Source organism: Streptomyces sp. XY431 (assembly GCF_001279805.1).
Taxonomy (GTDB): domain Bacteria; phylum Actinomycetota; class Actinomycetes; order Streptomycetales; family Streptomycetaceae; genus Kitasatospora; species Kitasatospora purpeofusca.
The window spans coordinates 1-16991 of sequence record NZ_LGDO01000026.1 but is presented as its reverse complement, the minus strand read 5'-3'; the positions used below and the strand labels follow the sequence as shown (position 1 = coordinate 16991).

Here is a 16991-nt window from a genome sequence, read left to right as displayed (position 1 = left end):
GCTCCTCGACTTGTGGTGCGTGCGGGTCACGTCCGGAAGAGTGCGACCTTGAGGGCGTCGTTGCCGCCCGCATCGGCGAAGACGTCGTAGGCGTCCTGCATCTCGTCGAGGCCGAAGCGGTGGGTGACCAGGCCGGAGACGTCCAGCCGGCCGGCGGCCAGCATGTCCAGCAGCATCGGGGTGCTGCGGGTGTCGACCAGGCCGGTGGTGATGGTGACGTCACGGATCCACAGGTCTTCCAGGTGCAGGACGGCGGGCTTGCCGTGCACTCCGACGTTGGCCACCCGCCCTCCCGGACGCACCGCCCGGGTGCACAGTTCGAAGGAGTCGGGCACTCCGACCGCCTCGATCGCGACATCGGCCCCCAGCCCGTCCCGGCTCAGCTCCCGCAGCGCCTCCGGGGTGGCGTCGGCCACGGTGAGCGTGGTGTCGGCACCGAACCGCTCGGCCGCGTCGAGGCGGCTCCGCGCGAGGTCGACGGCGATGATCCGGGCCGGACTGTAGAGCCGGGCGGTGAGGATCGCGGCGAGTCCGATCGGCCCGGCGCCCACGATCACCACGGTGTCGCCCGGTCCGACCCGGCCGTTGCGGACACCGACCTCGTAGGACGTCGGCAGGATGTCGGCGAGCAGCAGGGCGTCCTCGTCGGTCACGGCCCCGGGCAGCCTGTGCAGGGAGGTGTCGGCGAACGGGGTGCGCACGTACTCGGCCTGGCAGCCGTCGACGAGGTGGCCGAGGATCCAGCCGCCGCCTCCGGTGCACTGGCCGTAGCTCGCGGCGCGGCAGTAGGAGCAGCGGCCGCAGGCGGAGATGCAGGAGACCAGGACGCGGTCACCGGCCGCCACGGTGCGTACACCGGAACCGGTCTCGGTGACGGTGCCGACGGCCTCGTGGCCCAGCACGCGTCCCTCGGTGACCTCGGGGACGTCGCCCTTGAGGATGTGCAGGTCGGTGCCGCAGACGGTGACCGCGTCGACGCGGACGATCGCGTCCTCGGGGTCGTGGACGACAGGGTCGGGGACCTCGCCCCAGGTACGCCGGCCCGGTCCGTGGTAGGTCAGTGCCTTCATTCCCGGTCACTCCTCTCGGGCGGCGGAGCGGCGGTACCGGTTCCGCGTTCCCCTCCAGCGTCCGCTCTGCCAGGGTCCGCGCGATGGGCCCCGCGGGCCCGCAGGGGTGGGCCGTTCGGCCCTGTTCCGCCGTCCTCCCGGACCGCGCACCCGGGCCCGGGTGTCTAGGCTGATCAACGGAACCGGATGCGACCGTGGAGGGCACCGTGGACACCGAACCGGAGGGCTCCGCCCCGGTCCCGCGGCTCCGGCTGGACGAACTCCTCGACGAACTCCAGGCCCGGCTGGACGCCGCCCGCGGGACGCGCGACCGGGTGCACAGCCTGCTGGAAGCGGTGCTGGCGGTCGGCCGCGACCTGGAGCTGTCCCAGGCGCTCCGGCACATCGTGGAGGCCGCCGTGACCCTGGTGGACGCCGAGTACGGCGCGCTGGGGGTCGTCGGGGAGGACCAGCGGCTGTCGCAGTTCGTCCCGGTGGGGATCCCCGACGACCGGGTGGAGCTGATCGGCGAGCTGCCGTCCGGGCACGGGGTGCTCGGTGAGCTGATCCGGCACCCCGAGCCGCTGCGGCTCGCCCGGATCGCCGATCACCCCGCCTCGTACGGCTTCCCGGCCCATCACCCGCCGATGAGCACCTTCCTCGGCGTCCCGATCCGGATCCGGGGCAAGGTGTTCGGCAACCTCTACCTCACCGAGAAGCGCGGGGGCGGCGGGTTCGACGCCGACGACGAGTCGGTTCTCGCCACCCTCGCGGTCGCGGCCGGGGTGGCCATCGACAACGCCCGGCTCTACGCGCAGGCCCGGGTGCGAGAGCGGTGGCTGGCGGCGAGCGCGGAGATCACCAGCAGGCTGCTGTCCGGCAGCCCGGAGCACGAGGTGCTCGACCTCCTGGTGTCCCGGGCCACCGAGATCGCCGGGGCGGACCTGGCCGTGATCGCCCAACCGCGCCCGAAGACCGACGAACTGGAGGTCCGTACCGCCGCCGGCGTGGGCGAGCAGCAGCACCGGGGCCTGGTCGTCCCGGTGAAGGGTTCCTTCGCCGGGGCGGCCGTTCTCGCGGGAGGGCTGGTCACCAGCGCCGACGTGCGGACGGATCCGAGGGTCACGGCCGGGCCTCCGCGCTGGGGAGGGCTCGGCCCGGCCGTCGCGGTGCCGATCGGCACCGTCGAGCACGGCGTCCGGGGTGTGCTGATGCTCGCCCGGGCGGCCGGATCCCCGCTGTTCGGCGAGGACGAGTCCAGGCCGCTGCTGGGCTTCGCCGGCCAGGCCGCGGTGGCGATGGAACTCGCCGAACGGCGCCGGGAATCCGAACAGATCGCGCTGCTCCAGGACCGCGACCGGATCGCCAGGGACCTGCACGACCTCGCTGTCCAGCGCCTGTTCGCGACCGGGATGACGCTGCAGGGCGCCATCCGCTTCATGGACCACCCGGAGGCGACCGATCGCGTCCTGCGGGCCATCGACGACCTCGACGAGACGGCCAGGACGATCCGCGCCACCATCTTCGGCCTGCGCATGCGGGAGACGGGCCCCGCCGCCACCGGGCTGCGCGGCCGGGTGACCGAGGTGGTCGGGCGGGCCTCCCGGACGCTCGGCTTCGCCCCCGCCGTCCGGATGACCGGCCTGCTCGACGCCACCGTCCCGGGCGAGCTCGCCGACGCGGTGGTGGCCGTCCTGGAGGAGGCGCTCTCCAACGCCGCCCGGCACGCGGGCTCCGAGTCCGTCGAGGTCTCCCTCACCGCGGGGGCCGACCTCACGCTGACCGTCACCGACGACGGCGTCGGCCTGCCCGAGGGCGGGCGCCGCAGCGGCCTGGCCAACCTCGCCGAACGGGCCGCCGCCCTGGGCGGCACGTTCTCCGCGGGCAACCGCGCCGAGGGTGGCACCGAACTGGTCTGGCGGGTGCCGCTCGCGGATTCCTAGCTCCGCCCGCCCCGGATCGGAGGGGGTTCCCCGGCTGCGGTTTCGAGGACGTCGCGGACCGCGAGGCGGGGCACGGGGGCACCCTCCGGGCCGTAGCCGAGCCGGATCAGCATCTGCACGTGGCCGGGCCCGTGGTGGGGCTCGCGGGTGGCCCAGCGCAGGTACGGCCACTCCATGGCCTGGTGGAGCAGCGAGGCCCGGACCCCGTGGACGGTGGCCGCGAGCAGGACGTGTTCGAGGGCGAGCCCGGCGCGCAGCCAGTCCGCCCGCTCGTCGCGCCCGGTCACCAGCACCGCGATCCGCGGTTCGGCCTCGAACGTGGCGGAGACCCCGTGCCCGGCCGGACGGAGGGCAGTGAAGTCCCGCATCGGCAGGCGTGCGTCGCGGTCCTGCGGGCCGAGGGCCCGGGCGGGGATGCCGTAGGGCAGCAGGTCACCGCTGTGGACCCAGTTGCGGCCCTCGGCCCGCTGGCCCCGTTCGGTGGCGTTGCGGCGTTCCGCCTCCGAGGTGAGTCTCAGGATCCGGTTCGTCTCCTCGTGGTCGGGCAGCTCCAGGAGGGCGTCCTCGGCGCGGGCGGCCACCGCGAGCTCGTCCAGGACGGCCGGCGGGACCGGCTCTCCCGTGAAGGGCGTGCGGATCGAGTGGCGGTGCCAGATCGCCTCGTACAGGGCCTCGCTGCCGGGAAGCCGGACCGCTGCCGCCGTGTCCAGCCGCACGCCGGCCAGGAGGTCGGGATCGGACGGGTCCGGCAGCAGCCGGACCTCCGGGGCCCAGCCGAGGTGCCGGGCCGCGACCCGCAGGTTGAGCACGGCCGCGCCGACGGAGATGTGCAGGGCGCGCCCCGCCGGGTCCGTCTCCGGAAGGGCCCGTTCGCGGGCGGCGCGGACCTCCAGGACGGAGCTCTCCGGCCGGAGCCTGAAGCGCCAGGGCTGGCTGTTGTGGATCGACGGTGCCGCGACCGCCGCGGCGACGAGGCTCTCCAGCGCGGCGGCGTCGAGGGCGAGGGTGGTCATGGCCGCCTCCGGAAGTGTTGGCGGCATCGTGGCCGCACGGGCGGGGCGAGGCTCCTTGCCTCACCTCCACCGTGCGGCCGGCGCCCGGCCGGCGCTTGGGCCGGTCGGCCCTCAACCCGGGTACGAACGGCCACGGCCCGCTGCGGCCGGAGTCAGCGCGGACGAGGGTGGGCGTGCTGCTCGGGTTCGGCCTGCGCGGCGAGGACGGCGGCCTGCAGTCGTCGTTCGACGCCGAGCTTGGCGAGCAGCCGCGAGACGTGGTTCTTCACCGTCTTCTCCGCGAGGTACAGCTCCTGCCCGATCTGCCGGTTGGTCTTCCCCTCCCCCACCAGGGCGAGGATCTCGCGCTCCCTCGGGGTCAGCTGGGCGAGGGCCGCCTCGGTGGGGGTCTCGTCGTGGTGGCGCAGGCTCTCCATCAGCTTCCGGGTGGTCGCCGGGTCGAGCATCGACTCGCCGGACGCGACCGTCCGGACCGCGCCGATCAGGTCGGTGCCCTTGACCTGCTTCAGCACGTACCCGGCGGCGCCGGCCATGATCGCGTCGAGCAGCGCGTCGTCGTCGTCGAACGAAGTCAGCATCAGGCACACCAGCCCGGGCATCCGGTCCCGCAGTTCCCGGCACACGGTGACCCCGTCGCCGTCGGGGAGCCGGACGTCGAGGACGGCGACGTCCGGGCGCAGCGCCGGGACCCGGGCCAGCGCCTGCGCGCAGGTCGAGGCCTCACCGACGACCTCCAGGTCGGGCTCGGCCTCCAGCAGGTCGCGCACACCGCGTCGGACCACCTCGTGGTCGTCCAGCAGGAACACCCGGACGGGCCGCGCGGCCGCGGCGGGTTCGGTCGGGTCCATCGTGGCTCCCTGGGTAGCCGGGCCGGTCACGACACCGATTCTCCGCGCCCGCGCCGCCCGGCGCACCGGCGGCAGGGGGGGTCAGGCCGGGGCGACGAGGCGGATCTCGACGTCCACGACCCCCGGAACGGACCGGACCAGCCGCTCCATCGCCGGGAGCGGGACGGCGTCGGGCAGGGTGCCGGCCAGGGTGATCCGGCCGTCCTCCGCCCGGACGCCGATGTCCGCGGGGCCCGTCGGACCGAGCGTGGCCAGCAGTTCGAAGCGGACCCGGTCGGCGAGGTCCTGGTCGTCACCGAGGTAGACCTTGAGCAGGTCACCCCGGCTGACGACGCCGACCAAGTAGTCCTCCTCGTCCACCACCGGGAGGCGCTTGAGATGGCCGCGGGCCATCACCCTGGCGGCCTCGTTGAGCGGGCTCCGCGGATGGACGGTGACGGCGGGGACGGACATCATCCGCCCGGCCGTCAGCGCTCCGGCGCCTTCGCCCTCGCGGTCGCGGGCGGTGAGCAGGTCGGCCTCGGAGACCACGCCGATCACCCGGCCGTCGCCGGTCAGCACCGGGACGGCGCTCACCTGCCATCGCCGCAGGGTCTCGGTCACCTCGTGGAAGTCCGCGTCGCGGCCGACGGCGACCACGCCGTGGGTCATCACGTCGCCGACGCTGCGGTACGGCATCGTCCTCACTCCTCCTGGGAGACCTCGGCGGGGCCCGCTGCGGGTCCCGCTCCCACTGTCCGACCGCCCCGCCGCCACCGAACAGGGCCGAACGGTCCCCGCCGGCGGACCGGGGCCCCGTCCGCACACCGATGGGGATCCGGAGTGGACCGAACGGCCCTGCCGAGCAGGCACCCGCCGGCGGTCCACTGGACGGATGGACCCTCGACCCGTCGGACCACGAGCACCGGAGGCACCGCCGTGACCGCTCCGACCGCCTACGACCCGGTCCGCCTGACGGGCAGACCGGACTCCGCCCTGTCGCGCCGGCTGCGGCCGGTGAAGTGGATCCTGGTGATCCCCCACGCCGTCGTCCTGGCACTGCTGTGGGTCGCGTTCCTCCTGCGAAGCGTGGATCGGGCCGACCCGGAGGGGAGCCCGCGATGAACACGACCGGATCGCTGCCGGCGGACACCGGCGCCTGGGTGGTCGACCAGCCGGGCCCGCTGGACAGCACCCGGCCGGGGCCGCTGGTGTGGGAGCGGCGACCGCTGGAGGAGCCGGGGCCGCACGAGATCCTGGTGGAGGTCGAGGCCTGTGGGGTGTGCCGCACGGACCTGCACCTCGCGGAGGGGGACCTGCCCCCCAGAACGGCACGGTGCACGCCCGGGCACGAGGCGGTGGGGCGTGTGCGGGCGGTCGGCACCGGCGTCGACGGGTTCGCCGTCGGGGACCGGGCCGGCGTGGCCTGGCTCGCGGCTGCCTGCGGCACCTGCGTCCACTGCCGGAGCGGTCGTGAGAACCTCTGTCCCGACTCGCGCTACACCGGCTGGGACCGACCTGGCGGCTACGCCGACCACGTGACCGCCGACGCCGCCTTCGCCTACCGCCTCGACGAGGGCCGGCCTGCGGAGGAGCTCGCTCCGCTGCTGTGCGCCGGGATCATCGGCTACCGGGCACTGGAGCGGGCCGAGCTGCCCCCGAGCGGTCTCCTGGGCATCTACGGCTTCGGCGCCTCCGCGCACCTGACCGCCCAGCTTGCGCTCGCCCGGGGCGCCCGGGTGGCCGTTTTCACCCGGGCGCCCGCAGCCCGGCGGCTGGCACTCGAACTGGGCGCCGAGTTCGCCGGCGACTCCTACGATCCCTCCCCGGAACCCCTGGCCGCCGCCGTCCTCTTCGCGCCGGTCGGCGAGCTGGTGCCCGTCGCGCTGGCGGCCCTGGACCGCGGCGGCACACTGTCCGTCGCCGGCATCCACCTCACCGACATCCCGCCGCTGAACTACCGGCGGCACCTGTTCCAGGAACGCACGCTGCGCAGCGTCACCGCCAACACCCGCGCCGACGGGGCGGCCTTCCTGGCGGAGGCGGCCCGGACCCGCCCGGTCGTCCACGTCAACCGCTATCCCCTGCGCCGGGCGGACACGGCGCTCGCGGACCTCGCCGTGGACCGCGTCACCGGGGTCGCCGTGCTGGTTCCGGAGTAGCCGACCCGGCGGGCGGGCCGGGCAGCCGGTGCGCAGACTGGGAGACGACCGCTCGGACAGGGAGGTGATCCGGTGGAAGCCCCTCGGCCCGCCGACCGCCCTGTCATGCCGGACCCGTGGATCCTCCGCTACGAGGGCTTCGACCCCGCCGAGGAGGGGCTGCGGGAAGCTCTGTGCGCGGTCGGCAACGGCTATCTGGTCACCCGGGGCGCGGCGCCCGAGGCGGTCGCCGACGGCGTGCACTACCCGGGCACCTACCTGGCCGGCTGCTACCACCGCGCCGCTTCGACCGTGGCGGGCCGGACCGTCACCAACGAGGACCTGGTGAACGGCCCGAACTGGCTGCCGTTGACCTTCCGGACGCCCGGCGGCGACTGGTTCACCGGGCCCCCGGCCGAGCAGACCCTGGAGCTGGACCTGCGCCGGGGCGTCCTGACCCGCACCGCCCTCGTGGTGGACGGGCGGGGACGCCGCACGCGTCTGGTGCAGCGCCGGTTCGCCAGCCAGGCCCGGCCGCACCTGGTGGCCTTGGAGAGCACCTTCACCGCGGAGAACTGGTCCGGGCCGCTGGAGGTCCGCTCGGCCCTGGACGGAGTCGTCGCCAACACCGGCGTCGCCCGCTACCGGGGCCTCAACGCCCACCATCTCGTCCCGACGGCCCAGGGCGCGGACGAGGGCGTACCGTACTGGGTGGAGGTCGCCGCCACGGGCTCGCCGCTGCGGATCGCCCTCGCCGCGCGGACCGAGGCACGCCCGGAAGCGCTCGCCGTCGAGCGGGAGTGCGGCCGGGGGCGGGCGGCCGAGGTCCTCATGCTCCACCTGTCGCGCGGCCGGCCGGTCACCGTCGAGAAGGTCGTGGCGCTGCACACCTCCCACGACCCGGCGGCCGGGGCGCCGGCGGCCGCCTCCCGGCGCCTCGCCGCCGGGGCGGGGAGCTTCACGGAACTGCTCGCCGAGCACGAACAGCGCTGGGCCGAGCTGTGGCGCCGCTGCCGGGTCGAGGCCGACTTCGACGGCGCGGGACCGCTGCACCTGGCGCTGTTCCACCTGTTGCAGACCTGCTCGGAACACTCGGTCGGCCTGGACGTCGGGATCCCGGCCCGCGGCCTGCACGGGGAGGCCTACCGGGGCCACGTCTTCTGGGACGAGCTGTTCGTGCTGCGGCTGCTCGACCTGCGCTTCCCGGAGCTGGCACGCTCGGTGCTCCGCTACCGCCACCGTCGTCTGGACGCCGCTCGGCAGGCGGCCCGGGAGGCCGGGTTCCGGGGCGCGATGTACCCGTGGCAGAGTGCGAGCGACGGCCGGGAGGAGTCCCAGCGGCTTCACCTCAACCCGCTCTCGGGCCGCTGGCTGCCCGACCACAGCCATCTGCAGCGCCACGTCGGCTCGGCCGTGGCGTACAACGTCTGGAAGTACTACGAGTCCACGGGTGATCTGGAGTTCCTCTCCTCGGCCGGCGCCGAGATGATCCTGGAGATCGCCCGCTACTGGTCCTCCGCAGCCGTGTTCGACCACGACCGGGGCCGCTGGTCGATCCGTGGCGTCATCGGCCCCGACGAGTACCACGACGCCTACCCCGGTGCCGAGCGCCCCGGGCTGGACGACAACGCCTACACCAACGTCCTGGCGTCCTGGGTGCTGGCCAGGGCGCGGGACGCACTGCGGGCGCTGCCGGGACACCGCAGGGGCGAGCTGCGGGAGCTGCTCGCCCTGGACGACCCGGAGCTCGACCGCTGGGAGGAGGTGGGCCGAGGGCTCCACATCCCGTTCCACGAGGGGGTGCTGAGCCAGTTCGACGGCTACGAGCACCTCGCCGAGCTCGACTGGGCGGCCTACCGGCGCCGCTACCCCGACCTGCGCCGGCTCGACCGGATCCTGGAGGCCGAGGGCGACACCGTCAACCGGTACAAGGCCTCGAAGCAGGCGGACGCGCTGATGCTCTGGTACCTGTTCTCCGCCCGCGAGGTCCGCGACCTGCTGCGTCGGCTCGGTCACCCCGCGCCGCACGACCTGTTCCGGCGCACCACCGGCTACTACCTCCGGCGCACGGCGCACGGCTCGACCCTGAGCTCGGTCGTCCACGCCTGGGTGCTCACCCGGGCGGACCGCAGGGCATCCTGGCGCTACTTCCGCGACGCCCTGGTGGCCGATCTGCGGGACAGCCAGCACGGCACCACCGCGGAGGGCATCCACCTCGGCGCGATGGCGGGGGCGGTCGACCTGCTGCAACGCTGCTACACCGGGCTGGAGGTCCGGGAGGACGGGCTGCGGCTGGACCCGCACCTGCCGTCGGCGCTGGGCCGGCTGGAACTGGAGCTGTGCTACCGGGAGCACCGGGGCGTGGTGATCACGGTCGACCGGCGCGCCGTCACGGTGGCGCTGCGGGCGGACGGGCACGGCACGGTCCGGATCCACTGCCGCGGCACCACGGCCGTCGTGGGCCCCGGCGAGACCAGGATCCTGCCGCTCTGATTCCGGGGTCCGGCCCGCCTCGGATTCCCTGGGCCCGGCCCGCCCGGGTCGGGTTCACCGGCGCTGGGACCAGAGGGGCTCCACCCGCTCCCAGTCCGGCTCCCAGCTCCGCTCGGCCCGCCGGTCCAGGGTGCGGCAGTGCACCGTGTGGCCGACGACGGCGAGTGAGACCAGGCCGGTGGCCGTCCCGACGCCGAGGATCCCGGCATCCGAGAGGACCGCGGCGGTGGTCCGGGCCCCGGCCGCCGGAACACCGCTGTCGTCCAGCTGGATCGCCACCGCCGATCCGACCGGGGTGCCCGTGCTCACCCGAACGGTGCCGCCACCGGGCCCGACCGGGTAGGCCCATCGGGCCGGGGCGTGGGCACGGGCACCTCCCGTCCGGAGGTCGTCGGTCACCGCGGGACCGACCGTCGTGGCGATGACGGCGTGCCGGTGCCTCGCCGTCTCCTGCTCGGCGTGCGTCTCCACCCGGAACACCAGCACGGCCACGGCCGCGCCCACGGTGATCAGCAGCGCGAGGACGACCGGCAGGGCGAGCGCCGTGCGGCTCCGGGCCCGGTCGACCGGGCGGCACAGCGGATTGCGGTCGAGGCCGGAGGCGCGGCGGACCTGGGTGCGGAACGGCGTGTGCGCGGCCTGACGCTGCTGGGCGGTCATGACGCACCTCCTCGGGGCGGGGCCGCCCGTTCGTCGGCCTCGCCCCCAGCCTTGCGCGGCCGCGACCGGGGTACCAGGGTCCGGCGGGCCCGCGACCGGGGCCGGTCGGCCCCCTGCCCGGTGGCGCCGGGAAGTGGTGCCATGGAGGAGAGGGGGAGGAACCGCACCTTTCGACCGCGTCCGAGGAGGACGGGATGAACAGCGACACGAGGGCGGCGGTCGGCGACCGCATCATCGTCCGCGGGACCCGGCCGGGCGCGGCGCGACGGGACGGCGAGGTCGTCGGCCTGCACCACCCCGACGGGAGTCCGCCGTACGACGTGCGCTGGTCGGACACCGGCCGGGTGACGGAGTACCTGCCGGGCCCGGACGCGCAGATCCACCACTTCCGGCACGAGGAGGACGACCGGCCCAGCAGCGCCGGCCGTCACCCGTTCGCCGACTGACCGACCGCTCCGTGCCCACCGTCGCCCCGGAGCACCGCACCCGGCGGGGCGGGACGGCAACGACGGATCCACCGGCACGCGGCCGGGGTCCGTCCCGCACGGACTGCTCCACCGAGCCCACCGCCCGGTCGTCACCGTACCGATGCCACCGGCCGGCGTTCACCGAACGCCGCCCGCTTCCCCCGGGAGGCCCCGTGAACGGACCCGTCGTCGTCGGATTCGACGGCTCGCCCGAAAGTCTCGCCGCCACCGACTGGGCGGCCCACGAGGCGCGGCGCCGTGCGCTGCCGCTGGAACTGCTCCAGGCCTGGCCTTGGCCGAAGACCGACGTGCTCGGCACCGACGAGGCGATCAGCTGGAGCCGCCGGCGGTTGGCCGCCCGGGAAGCGGAGCTGCGGGCGGCACTCGGCGGGATCGAGGTCGCTTCGGCCCATGTGCCCGAGGATCCGGTCGAGGCGCTGGAGACCGCCGGACGGTCGGCCACTCTGCTGGTGCTCGGCTCCCGGGGGCTGGGCACCGCGCGCGGCTTCCTGGTCGGGTCGGTGAGCCACCAGGTGCTGCGCCGCGCGGCGTGTCCCGTCGTCCTGGTCCGCGCCGACGAGGACGGGTCCGCCCCCGAGAAGACCGGGGACGTCGTGGTGGGTGTCGGCCTGCGGGACCCGTGCGACGGCCTCCTCGCCTTCGCCTTCGAGGCCGCCGCCCTGCGTTCCGTGCCGCTGCGGATCGTCCACGGATGGGAACCACCGGTCGGCAGCGAGTACCTGTCCGCCACCGCGGCCGACGGCACGGCGCGCGATCTGTCGGCCGTCGACCGGGACCGTCTGGAGGCCCTGTCGGCGGACTGGAGGGACCGCTGCCCGGGGGTCGACGCAACGGCCGGTCTGGTGCACGCGGCGCCCGCCGCCGCCCTGGTCGACGCCTCGGCGACGGCCGGCCTGGTCGTCGTGGGACGGCACACGCGGCGGTGGCCGATCGGCACGCACCTCGGCCCGGTCGCGCACGCCGCCGTCCACCACGTCGGCTGCCCGGTGGTCGTCGTGCCGCACGAATGACCGGCCGCACCGTCGCCCGCGGGCCCTTCGGCCCCGGACCCGGACCGAACGGCCCACCCCCGGGCACCACCCACCGGGCCAGGCTGGTGGTGACCACCGGTGCGAACCGACGAGAGGTGACAGCCATGCACACCGTGATCGTGTACGAGAGCATGTACGGCAACACCCGGGAGATCGCCGAGGCCATCGCCGACGGTATCCACCGGGCCGACCCCGCCGCGGCCGTCGACTGCCTTCCGGTGGCCGAGGCCGACGCCGAGCTGACCAGGTCCGCGGACCTGCTGGTGGTCGGCGGACCCACCCATATGCACGGGATGTCCTCCGGGGTGAGCCGCCGGATGGCCGCCACCGCGGAGGCCAAGCGCGAAGGGCACGAGGAGGCGGCCCGGGAGGCCCACGAGGCCGCCGAGGGCCAGGGCCTGCGCACCTGGTTCCGCCACCTCCCCGACACCGAGCACGGCACCTACGCGGCCGCCTTCGACACCCGCGGAACCGGCGCGGGCAGCGGCGGCGCCGCGCCCGGTATCGCCCACCGTCTGGAGCACCACCACTACGACGTCGTCGCCGAGCCCGAGGGCTTCGTCGTGGAAGGCCTCGACGGCCCGCTCCGCGCGGGCGAGCTCGACCGCGCCCGCGCCTGGGGCGCCGCCCTCCTGTAGCGCCCCTTCGCGGAGACCCGGAGCAGGAACCCCGGCCGGCGGTCGGGGCGGCCCGGCGCCACCCGTAGGAGGCAGGCCGTGCGGGGACGACCGGAAACATCGGTTCCACCGTGCCGGACCAGGATCGCCGGACGCCCCGACCGCCCTCGCCCCGGGCCCCGCCGGACCTGCGCAGCCCGTCGGGCCGTCCGAGGCCCTATTGATGCCCTACTGAGAACCCCGTGCCCGAAAGGACGGAACGGTGATGAGCACACACGCCACGACGCCGATGCGCACCAAGCGCTGGACCTTGCAGCTCAACCTCTTCGAGGAGGGCGACGTGACCAAGGTCCACGCCGTCCTCGACACCGGCGACAACACGCTCCACAGCCGCACCGAGTCCCACCGCAACCCCCATGACCCCCCGGTCCCGGAGATCGGCGACGAGTACGCGGCCGCCCGGGCCCTGGTCGACCTCGGGCAGCAACTGCTGCGCGCCGGCCGGACCGATGCCTTCGCCAACGAACCTCCCGGCCGCGGCTGAGCACCGTCGGCCGTCCCGGCCGCCGGACGGGGCCCGCGCCGTCCGCCCGCTCAGGCCGCCAGGTCCCGGCGTTCCAGCAGGACGAACGCGGCCGCCAGCCCGGTCAGTCCTACCGCGGAGAGGACGGCGAGCGAGACCCACGGCACGGTGCCCTGGGCCAGGGCGTCGCCGGGCGTGTAGTAGTGGAAGGGGCTCAGGTACCGCAGTGGCGCGGCCGGTTCCCAGGCGAGGCCGACGAAGTTGAGCGCGAAACCGACCGCGCCGAGGACCACGGTGGCCCCCACGACCGACGCCCGGCGTCGGCCCGCGGCGGAAACGGCCAGCACGGGCCCGGTCAGGCAGAGCGTGAAGCCGCACCCGAGCAGCCCTGCCGCGAGCACCCCGCCGATCGGGACGGCGGCCCGCAGGTCCGGCGAGAACGTGACGCCGAGCGCGACCGTCGCTGTGGCCGCGGCGTTCAGCAGGACGGACACCGCGGCGAGCGCGGCGGTCCGCTCCGCCAGCAGGCGCCGGCGGGACACCGGGCGGGTCATCAGCAGCTCGATGGTGCCGGACTCGACGTCGGCGGTGACGGCGGCCACCCCCGACGAGCCGATGGCGGTCAACTGGAGCGCGATCCAGAAGGGGTGGGTGAGTCCGGCCCCCAGCAGCCCGGCGTAACTGGCGATGGAGACGTCCCCGTTGGAGCCGCTGAACGCCTTGAAGGCATCCGGCGGGGTCCGCCCGCCGCCGAACAGGTCGGTGGGCGCGACAGTCCCGGCGATCACGACGATCAGGGCCTCGAAGACGATCATGCCGAGCACGAGGGCCGGCACCATCCGGCGACGGCGCTGCAGCGCCAGCCGGAACAGTGGAAGCCCTCGGCCGACGGCGTCCCGGCTCATGACCTCGGCTCCGGTCCGGCCCCGGGGTCGGTCGGGGTCTCCCCGCCGGTCCGGTAGAGGTCGAGGAAGGCCGACTTCGCCGCCTGCACCGCCCGGTACTGACCGTGGAGGGGCGCACGCAGCGGCGGTGGGGCCGGCACCACCCCGGGTGCCGGCCCCACCGCCGTGGATCAGTGCTCGGCGGTCGGGGTCAGAACGCCAACCGCCATGCCGGGAAGCATCACGGACGGTAGATGACAGGTCCATGCCCATTCTCGAAGAACGCACAAGGCCGTTCCGTCCCGTACGGACACCGCGGCACGGCCGGGCCGAGATCCGTCCTGCACGACACCGTGGATCACATGGACCGGGAGAGCTGTTCCCGCACCCATTCGACATCAGGGTTGGTACGGGGCCGTCCGGACACAACGACGGTCGGCACGGTCTCGTTGCCGTCGTTGGCCGCCCGCACCGCCGCGGCGCCCGCCGGGTCGCGCCAGATGTCGACCCAGTGCAGCCGGTGGGCGCTGCGGCCCAGCCGGACGCGCAGCCGGATGCAGTACTTGCAGCCCGGCCGCCAGTAGACCACCGGGCGGCCGTCGACCGCGCTGCGGCGCTGCGCCTCCGCCGCACCCACCGACCTCGGAAAGATCAAGGGCGAGTTCACACCGGCGAGCGCCAGGAACGCCGCCAGGAGCCCTGCCGCCGTGCCGGGGCTCCCGGAGAGGACCAGCCCGGCGGCTACGAATGAGCCGCAGAGCACGAACAGCAACGGCAGGATCCATGGGCGCATCACGGTGGTGCAGGCTACCAACGGGTCGACAGGCACCGGACGCCCGCCCGCGTACCGGACGGCGTCGGCCCCGCACTGGCGGAGTCGGCCCCGCACCGCCGGGGCCGACCGGCAGTGCGGGGCCGGGGCGGCAGCTGACGCCTCGACGACTACTTGTTGACGGTGAACCCCTGGTCCTTGCCGTACTTCACGCTGATCTCCTGCCAGGCGTTCAGGCCGGCCGTGAGCGTGGTGGAGGAGACGTACGCCTTGCCGACGGTGTCGTTGAAGACCGAGTTCGCGTACACCTGGAAGGGCAGGTAGGACCAGTCGGCGCCGACGTTGCGGGCGGAGTCGGCGAAGATCCGGTTGGCCTGCTGCCCGCCGAAGTACGGGAATGCCGTGTCCAGGAAGGCCGGCGACTCCAGGTCGGCCTTGGTCGCGGGGAAGGCTCCCGCGGCGACCCGGCTGCTCGCGCCCTCGCCCGTGGTGGCGAACTCGGTGAAGGCGTAGGCGAGTTCCTTGTTCTTGGCGGCCTTCGGCACGGCCAGCGAGCTGCCGCCGTTCTCCGCGCTCGCCGTCCCGCTCTTGGTCCACTGCGGCAGCGGGGCGACCCGCCAGTCGCCGGAGGCGGCCGCGACGCCGGAGGCGAGGTTGGCCGGCATCCAGGCGCCGATGGCCAGGGTGGCGACGGTCCCGTCGGCCAGGCCCTTGTACCAGGCGTCGCTCCAGGAGCTGATCGGCGCGACCAGCTTCTCGTCGAGGAGCTTCTGCCAGGTGCCGGCGTACGTCCTGGTGCCCTGGTCGCCGAAGTCGACGGTGACGTCGGTGCCCTTGGTCTTGTAGGGGCGGCCACCGGCCTGCCAGATCAGGCTGGTGGCGAAGCCGGCGTCACCGGTGTCGTTGGTGATGAAGATCTTGGGGTCGGCCTTGTGGAGGGCGCGGGCCGCGTCCACGTACTCGTCCCAGGTGGACGGCACGGCGATGCCGTGCTGGTCGAACACCTTCTTGTTGTAGAAGAGCGCCATGGGGCCGGAGTCCATGGGCAGGGCGTCGACGGCCCCGTCGCGGTGGACGGCGTTCCACGGGCCGGGGGTGAAGCCTGCGGCGAGCTTGTCGGCGCCGTACGGGGCGAGGTTCTCGACGGACTTGCCGATCGCGAACTGGCCGAGGGCGTAGTACTCGATCTGCGCCACGTCGGGCGCACCGGAGCCGGCCGCGATCGCGTTCTGCAGGGCGGTGTACTGCTTGTCGCCGGTACCGGCGTTGACGAGTTCGACGTCGACCTTCGGGTACTTCTTCTCGAAGTCCTCCGCGACCTTCTTCAGCGTGGGCTCCCAGGCCCACACCGTCACCTTGCCGCCCTTCTCCAGCGCGGCGGCGACGTCCTTCGGCCCCGCGGAGCCGGAGCCGTCGTCCGTGCCGCCGGAGCCGCAGGCCGTTGCGCCGAGGGCGAGTGCGGACACCACGGCGACGGCGCCGAGCAGTCTGCGGGTGACGGGAGTGCACATACGCATGGGGGGAGCTCCTGACGATGAGGGTGGGAGAGGGGGTGGTGCGGGTGGTGCGGGTGGTTCAGGTGCTGCGTGGGAGAGGAAGCGGTGCGGGTGGTGCGGTCACTCCTTGACGCTGCCCGCGGCCAGGCCGGACTGCCAGTACCGCTGGAGCAGCAGGAACACCGCCACGATCGGGACGATCGTGAGCAGGGAACCGGTGATGATGAGATCGAAGACGGGCTCGCCGCCGGCGGTCTGCGCCTGGGCGTTCCAGGCGTTGAGCCCGAGGGTGAGCGGGTACCAGTCGGGATCCTTGATCATGATCAGCGGCAGGAAGTAGTTGTTCCAGGTCGCGACCATAGAGAACAGCAGCACGGTCACCGTCCCCGGCATGAGCAGCGGCAGGGCGATGCGGAAGAAGGTGCGCAGCTCGCCCGAGCCGTCGATCCGGGCGGCCTCCAGGAGTTCGGTGGGGACGGCCTCGGCGGCGAACACCCACATCAGGTAGAGGCCGAACGGGGAGATCAGGGAGGGGATGATGACGGCCCACGGGGTGTTGGTCAGGCCCATCTTGCTGAACATCAGGAAGGTGGGCACGGCCAGCGCGGTGCCGGGCACGGCCACGGCTCCGATGACGACCGCGAAGACCGCGCGGCGGCCCGGGAAGGCGAACTTGGCGAGCGCGTAGCCGCCGAGGACGGCGAGGACCGTGGCGCCGCCCGCACCGGCGACCACGTAGAGCAGGGTGTTGAGCAGCCAGCGGACGAAGGCGCCGTCGTCGTAGGAGAGGGTCCGGGTGATGTTGTCCCAGAGGTTGACGTCGTCGGCGAACCAGAGCCCGAAGGAGTTCAGCAGCCCCTTCTGGTCCTTGGTCGCGTTGATGAACAGCCAGGCGAGCGGGAGCAGGGTGTAGACCAGGACCAGTCCGGTGACCAGGGTGAGCGGGACGCTCGGGCGGGGGCTCAGCGGGGTCCGGGGGCTTCGCCGGCGGCGCTTCGGGGCGGAGCGGGCGGCCGACGGGGCGGCGGTGGCGAGGGCCGACGCGGAGGCGGCG

General features: G+C 74.2%; 17 protein-coding genes. 8 read left to right on the top strand and 9 right to left on the bottom strand.

The features are described 5' to 3' along the window. Positions 1–26: 26 nt before the first annotated feature. Positions 27–1070: a zinc-dependent alcohol dehydrogenase family protein gene (locus ADK60_RS04805; RefSeq protein WP_053643506.1), complete on the bottom strand. Its 1044-nt coding sequence runs from the start codon at positions 1068–1070 to the stop codon at positions 27–29. A gap of 206 nt (positions 1071–1276) precedes the next feature. Here ADK60_RS04805 and ADK60_RS04800 point away from each other — a divergent pair, with 206 nt between their 5' ends. Further along, positions 1277–2992: a sensor histidine kinase gene (locus ADK60_RS04800; protein WP_107094501.1), complete on the top strand. Its 1716-nt coding sequence runs from the start codon at positions 1277–1279 to the stop codon at positions 2990–2992. Here ADK60_RS04800 and ADK60_RS04795 read toward each other — a convergent pair. From ADK60_RS04795 to ADK60_RS04785, 3 genes are all read right to left on the bottom strand, one after another. Beyond that, the gene (locus ADK60_RS04795) at positions 2989–4005 is read right to left on the bottom strand and encodes an Acg family FMN-binding oxidoreductase (RefSeq protein WP_053643502.1); all 1017 of its coding nucleotides are present in this window, start codon (positions 4003–4005) and stop codon (positions 2989–2991) included. The genes ADK60_RS04800 and ADK60_RS04795 overlap by 4 nt on opposite strands. A 152-nt stretch (positions 4006–4157) precedes the next feature. Then, positions 4158–4853 carry a response regulator gene (locus ADK60_RS04790; protein ID WP_053643501.1) on the bottom strand — a complete coding sequence of 232 codons (696 nt, stop codon included), beginning with the start codon at positions 4851–4853 and terminating at the stop codon, positions 4158–4160. Positions 4854–4934: 81 nt separating this feature from the next. Continuing rightward, the gene (locus ADK60_RS04785; protein ID WP_053643499.1) at positions 4935–5531 is read right to left on the bottom strand and encodes a CBS domain-containing protein; all 597 of its coding nucleotides are present in this window, start codon (positions 5529–5531) and stop codon (positions 4935–4937) included. Positions 5532–5771: 240 nt separating this feature from the next. Here ADK60_RS04785 and ADK60_RS04780 point away from each other — a divergent pair, with 240 nt between their 5' ends. The 3 genes from ADK60_RS04780 (at position 5772) to ADK60_RS04770 (ending at position 9466) form a co-directional block, all read left to right on the top strand. Next, positions 5772–5957, top strand: coding sequence for a hypothetical protein (locus ADK60_RS04780; RefSeq protein WP_053643497.1), 186 nt, complete (start codon positions 5772–5774; stop codon positions 5955–5957). Continuing rightward, complete coding sequence (locus ADK60_RS04775; protein ID WP_053643495.1) at positions 5954–6994, top strand: zinc-dependent alcohol dehydrogenase family protein; 1041 nt, start codon at positions 5954–5956, stop codon at positions 6992–6994. The genes ADK60_RS04780 and ADK60_RS04775 overlap by 4 nt, the downstream gene beginning before the upstream one ends. Positions 6995–7099: 105 nt before the next feature. Next, entirely contained in the window at positions 7100–9466 is a 2367-nt protein-coding gene (locus ADK60_RS04770; RefSeq protein ID WP_053643493.1) for a glycoside hydrolase family 65 protein, read from the top strand. Between the two features lie 54 nt (positions 9467–9520). On the opposite strand, the gene ADK60_RS04765 is transcribed toward ADK60_RS04770, so the two are convergent. Further along, complete coding sequence (locus ADK60_RS04765) at positions 9521–10126, bottom strand: Rv1733c family protein (protein WP_053643491.1); 606 nt, start codon at positions 10124–10126, stop codon at positions 9521–9523. 194 nt (positions 10127–10320) lie between these two features. On the opposite strand from ADK60_RS04765, the gene ADK60_RS04760 reads away from it, so the two are divergent. From ADK60_RS04760 to ADK60_RS04745, 4 genes are all read left to right on the top strand, one after another. Beyond that, complete coding sequence (locus ADK60_RS04760; RefSeq protein WP_053643489.1) at positions 10321–10572, top strand: DUF1918 domain-containing protein; 252 nt, start codon at positions 10321–10323, stop codon at positions 10570–10572. Between the two features lie 194 nt (positions 10573–10766). Beyond that, positions 10767–11624 (top strand): universal stress protein, encoded by an 858-nt coding sequence (locus ADK60_RS44490; protein ID WP_053643487.1) that lies wholly within the window; start codon positions 10767–10769, stop codon positions 11622–11624. 125 nt (positions 11625–11749) lie between these two features. Next, a complete protein-coding gene (locus tag ADK60_RS04750) occupies positions 11750–12283 on the top strand; it encodes a flavodoxin family protein (protein ID WP_063783040.1) in 534 nt (177 codons plus the stop codon). 244 nt (positions 12284–12527) lie between these two features. Further along, entirely contained in the window at positions 12528–12806 is a 279-nt protein-coding gene (locus tag ADK60_RS04745; protein WP_079008053.1) for a dsRBD fold-containing protein, read from the top strand. A 50-nt stretch (positions 12807–12856) separates the two neighbouring features. On the opposite strand, the gene ADK60_RS04740 is transcribed toward ADK60_RS04745, so the two are convergent. The 4 genes from ADK60_RS04740 to ADK60_RS04725 form a co-directional block, all read right to left on the bottom strand. Then, positions 12857–13690, bottom strand: coding sequence for an ABC transporter permease subunit (locus ADK60_RS04740; protein ID WP_053643481.1), 834 nt, complete (start codon positions 13688–13690; stop codon positions 12857–12859). Positions 13691–14027: 337 nt separating this feature from the next. Further along, on the bottom strand, positions 14028–14465 hold the full coding sequence (locus ADK60_RS04735) for a glutaredoxin domain-containing protein (protein ID WP_053643522.1): 438 nt from the start codon (positions 14463–14465) through the stop codon (positions 14028–14030). Between the two features lie 146 nt (positions 14466–14611). Continuing rightward, positions 14612–15952, bottom strand: coding sequence for an ABC transporter substrate-binding protein (locus ADK60_RS04730; protein ID WP_053643479.1), 1341 nt, complete (start codon positions 15950–15952; stop codon positions 14612–14614). Positions 15953–16057: 105 nt separating this feature from the next. After that, positions 16058–16991: carbohydrate ABC transporter permease (locus tag ADK60_RS04725; protein WP_053643477.1), on the bottom strand; the 934-nt coding region annotated here is incomplete at its 5' end.

Bases quoted from the DNA above. Each gene is read 5' to 3' on its own strand.
- ADK60_RS04740 (WP_053643481.1), bottom strand. From the start codon at position 13,690: ATGAGCCGGGACGCCGTCGGCCGAGGGCTTCCACTGTTCCGGCTGGCG.
- ADK60_RS04760 (WP_053643489.1), top strand. From the start codon at position 10,321: ATGAACAGCGACACGAGGGCGGCGGTCGGCGACCGCATCATCGTCCGC.
- ADK60_RS04775 (WP_053643495.1), top strand. From the start codon at position 5,954: ATGAACACGACCGGATCGCTGCCGGCGGACACCGGCGCCTGGGTGGTC.
- ADK60_RS04790 (WP_053643501.1), bottom strand. From the start codon at position 4,853: ATGGACCCGACCGAACCCGCCGCGGCCGCGCGGCCCGTCCGGGTGTTC.
- ADK60_RS04750 (WP_063783040.1), top strand. From the start codon at position 11,750: ATGCACACCGTGATCGTGTACGAGAGCATGTACGGCAACACCCGGGAG.
- ADK60_RS04785 (WP_053643499.1), bottom strand. From the start codon at position 5,531: ATGCCGTACCGCAGCGTCGGCGACGTGATGACCCACGGCGTGGTCGCC.
- ADK60_RS04805 (WP_053643506.1), bottom strand. From the start codon at position 1,070: ATGAAGGCACTGACCTACCACGGACCGGGCCGGCGTACCTGGGGCGAG.
- ADK60_RS04765 (WP_053643491.1), bottom strand. From the start codon at position 10,126: ATGACCGCCCAGCAGCGTCAGGCCGCGCACACGCCGTTCCGCACCCAG.
- ADK60_RS04795 (WP_053643502.1), bottom strand. From the start codon at position 4,005: ATGACCACCCTCGCCCTCGACGCCGCCGCGCTGGAGAGCCTCGTCGCC.
- ADK60_RS04770 (WP_053643493.1), top strand. From the start codon at position 7,100: ATGCCGGACCCGTGGATCCTCCGCTACGAGGGCTTCGACCCCGCCGAG.
- ADK60_RS04730 (WP_053643479.1), bottom strand. From the start codon at position 15,952: ATGTGCACTCCCGTCACCCGCAGACTGCTCGGCGCCGTCGCCGTGGTG.
- ADK60_RS04745 (WP_079008053.1), top strand. From the start codon at position 12,528: ATGAGCACACACGCCACGACGCCGATGCGCACCAAGCGCTGGACCTTG.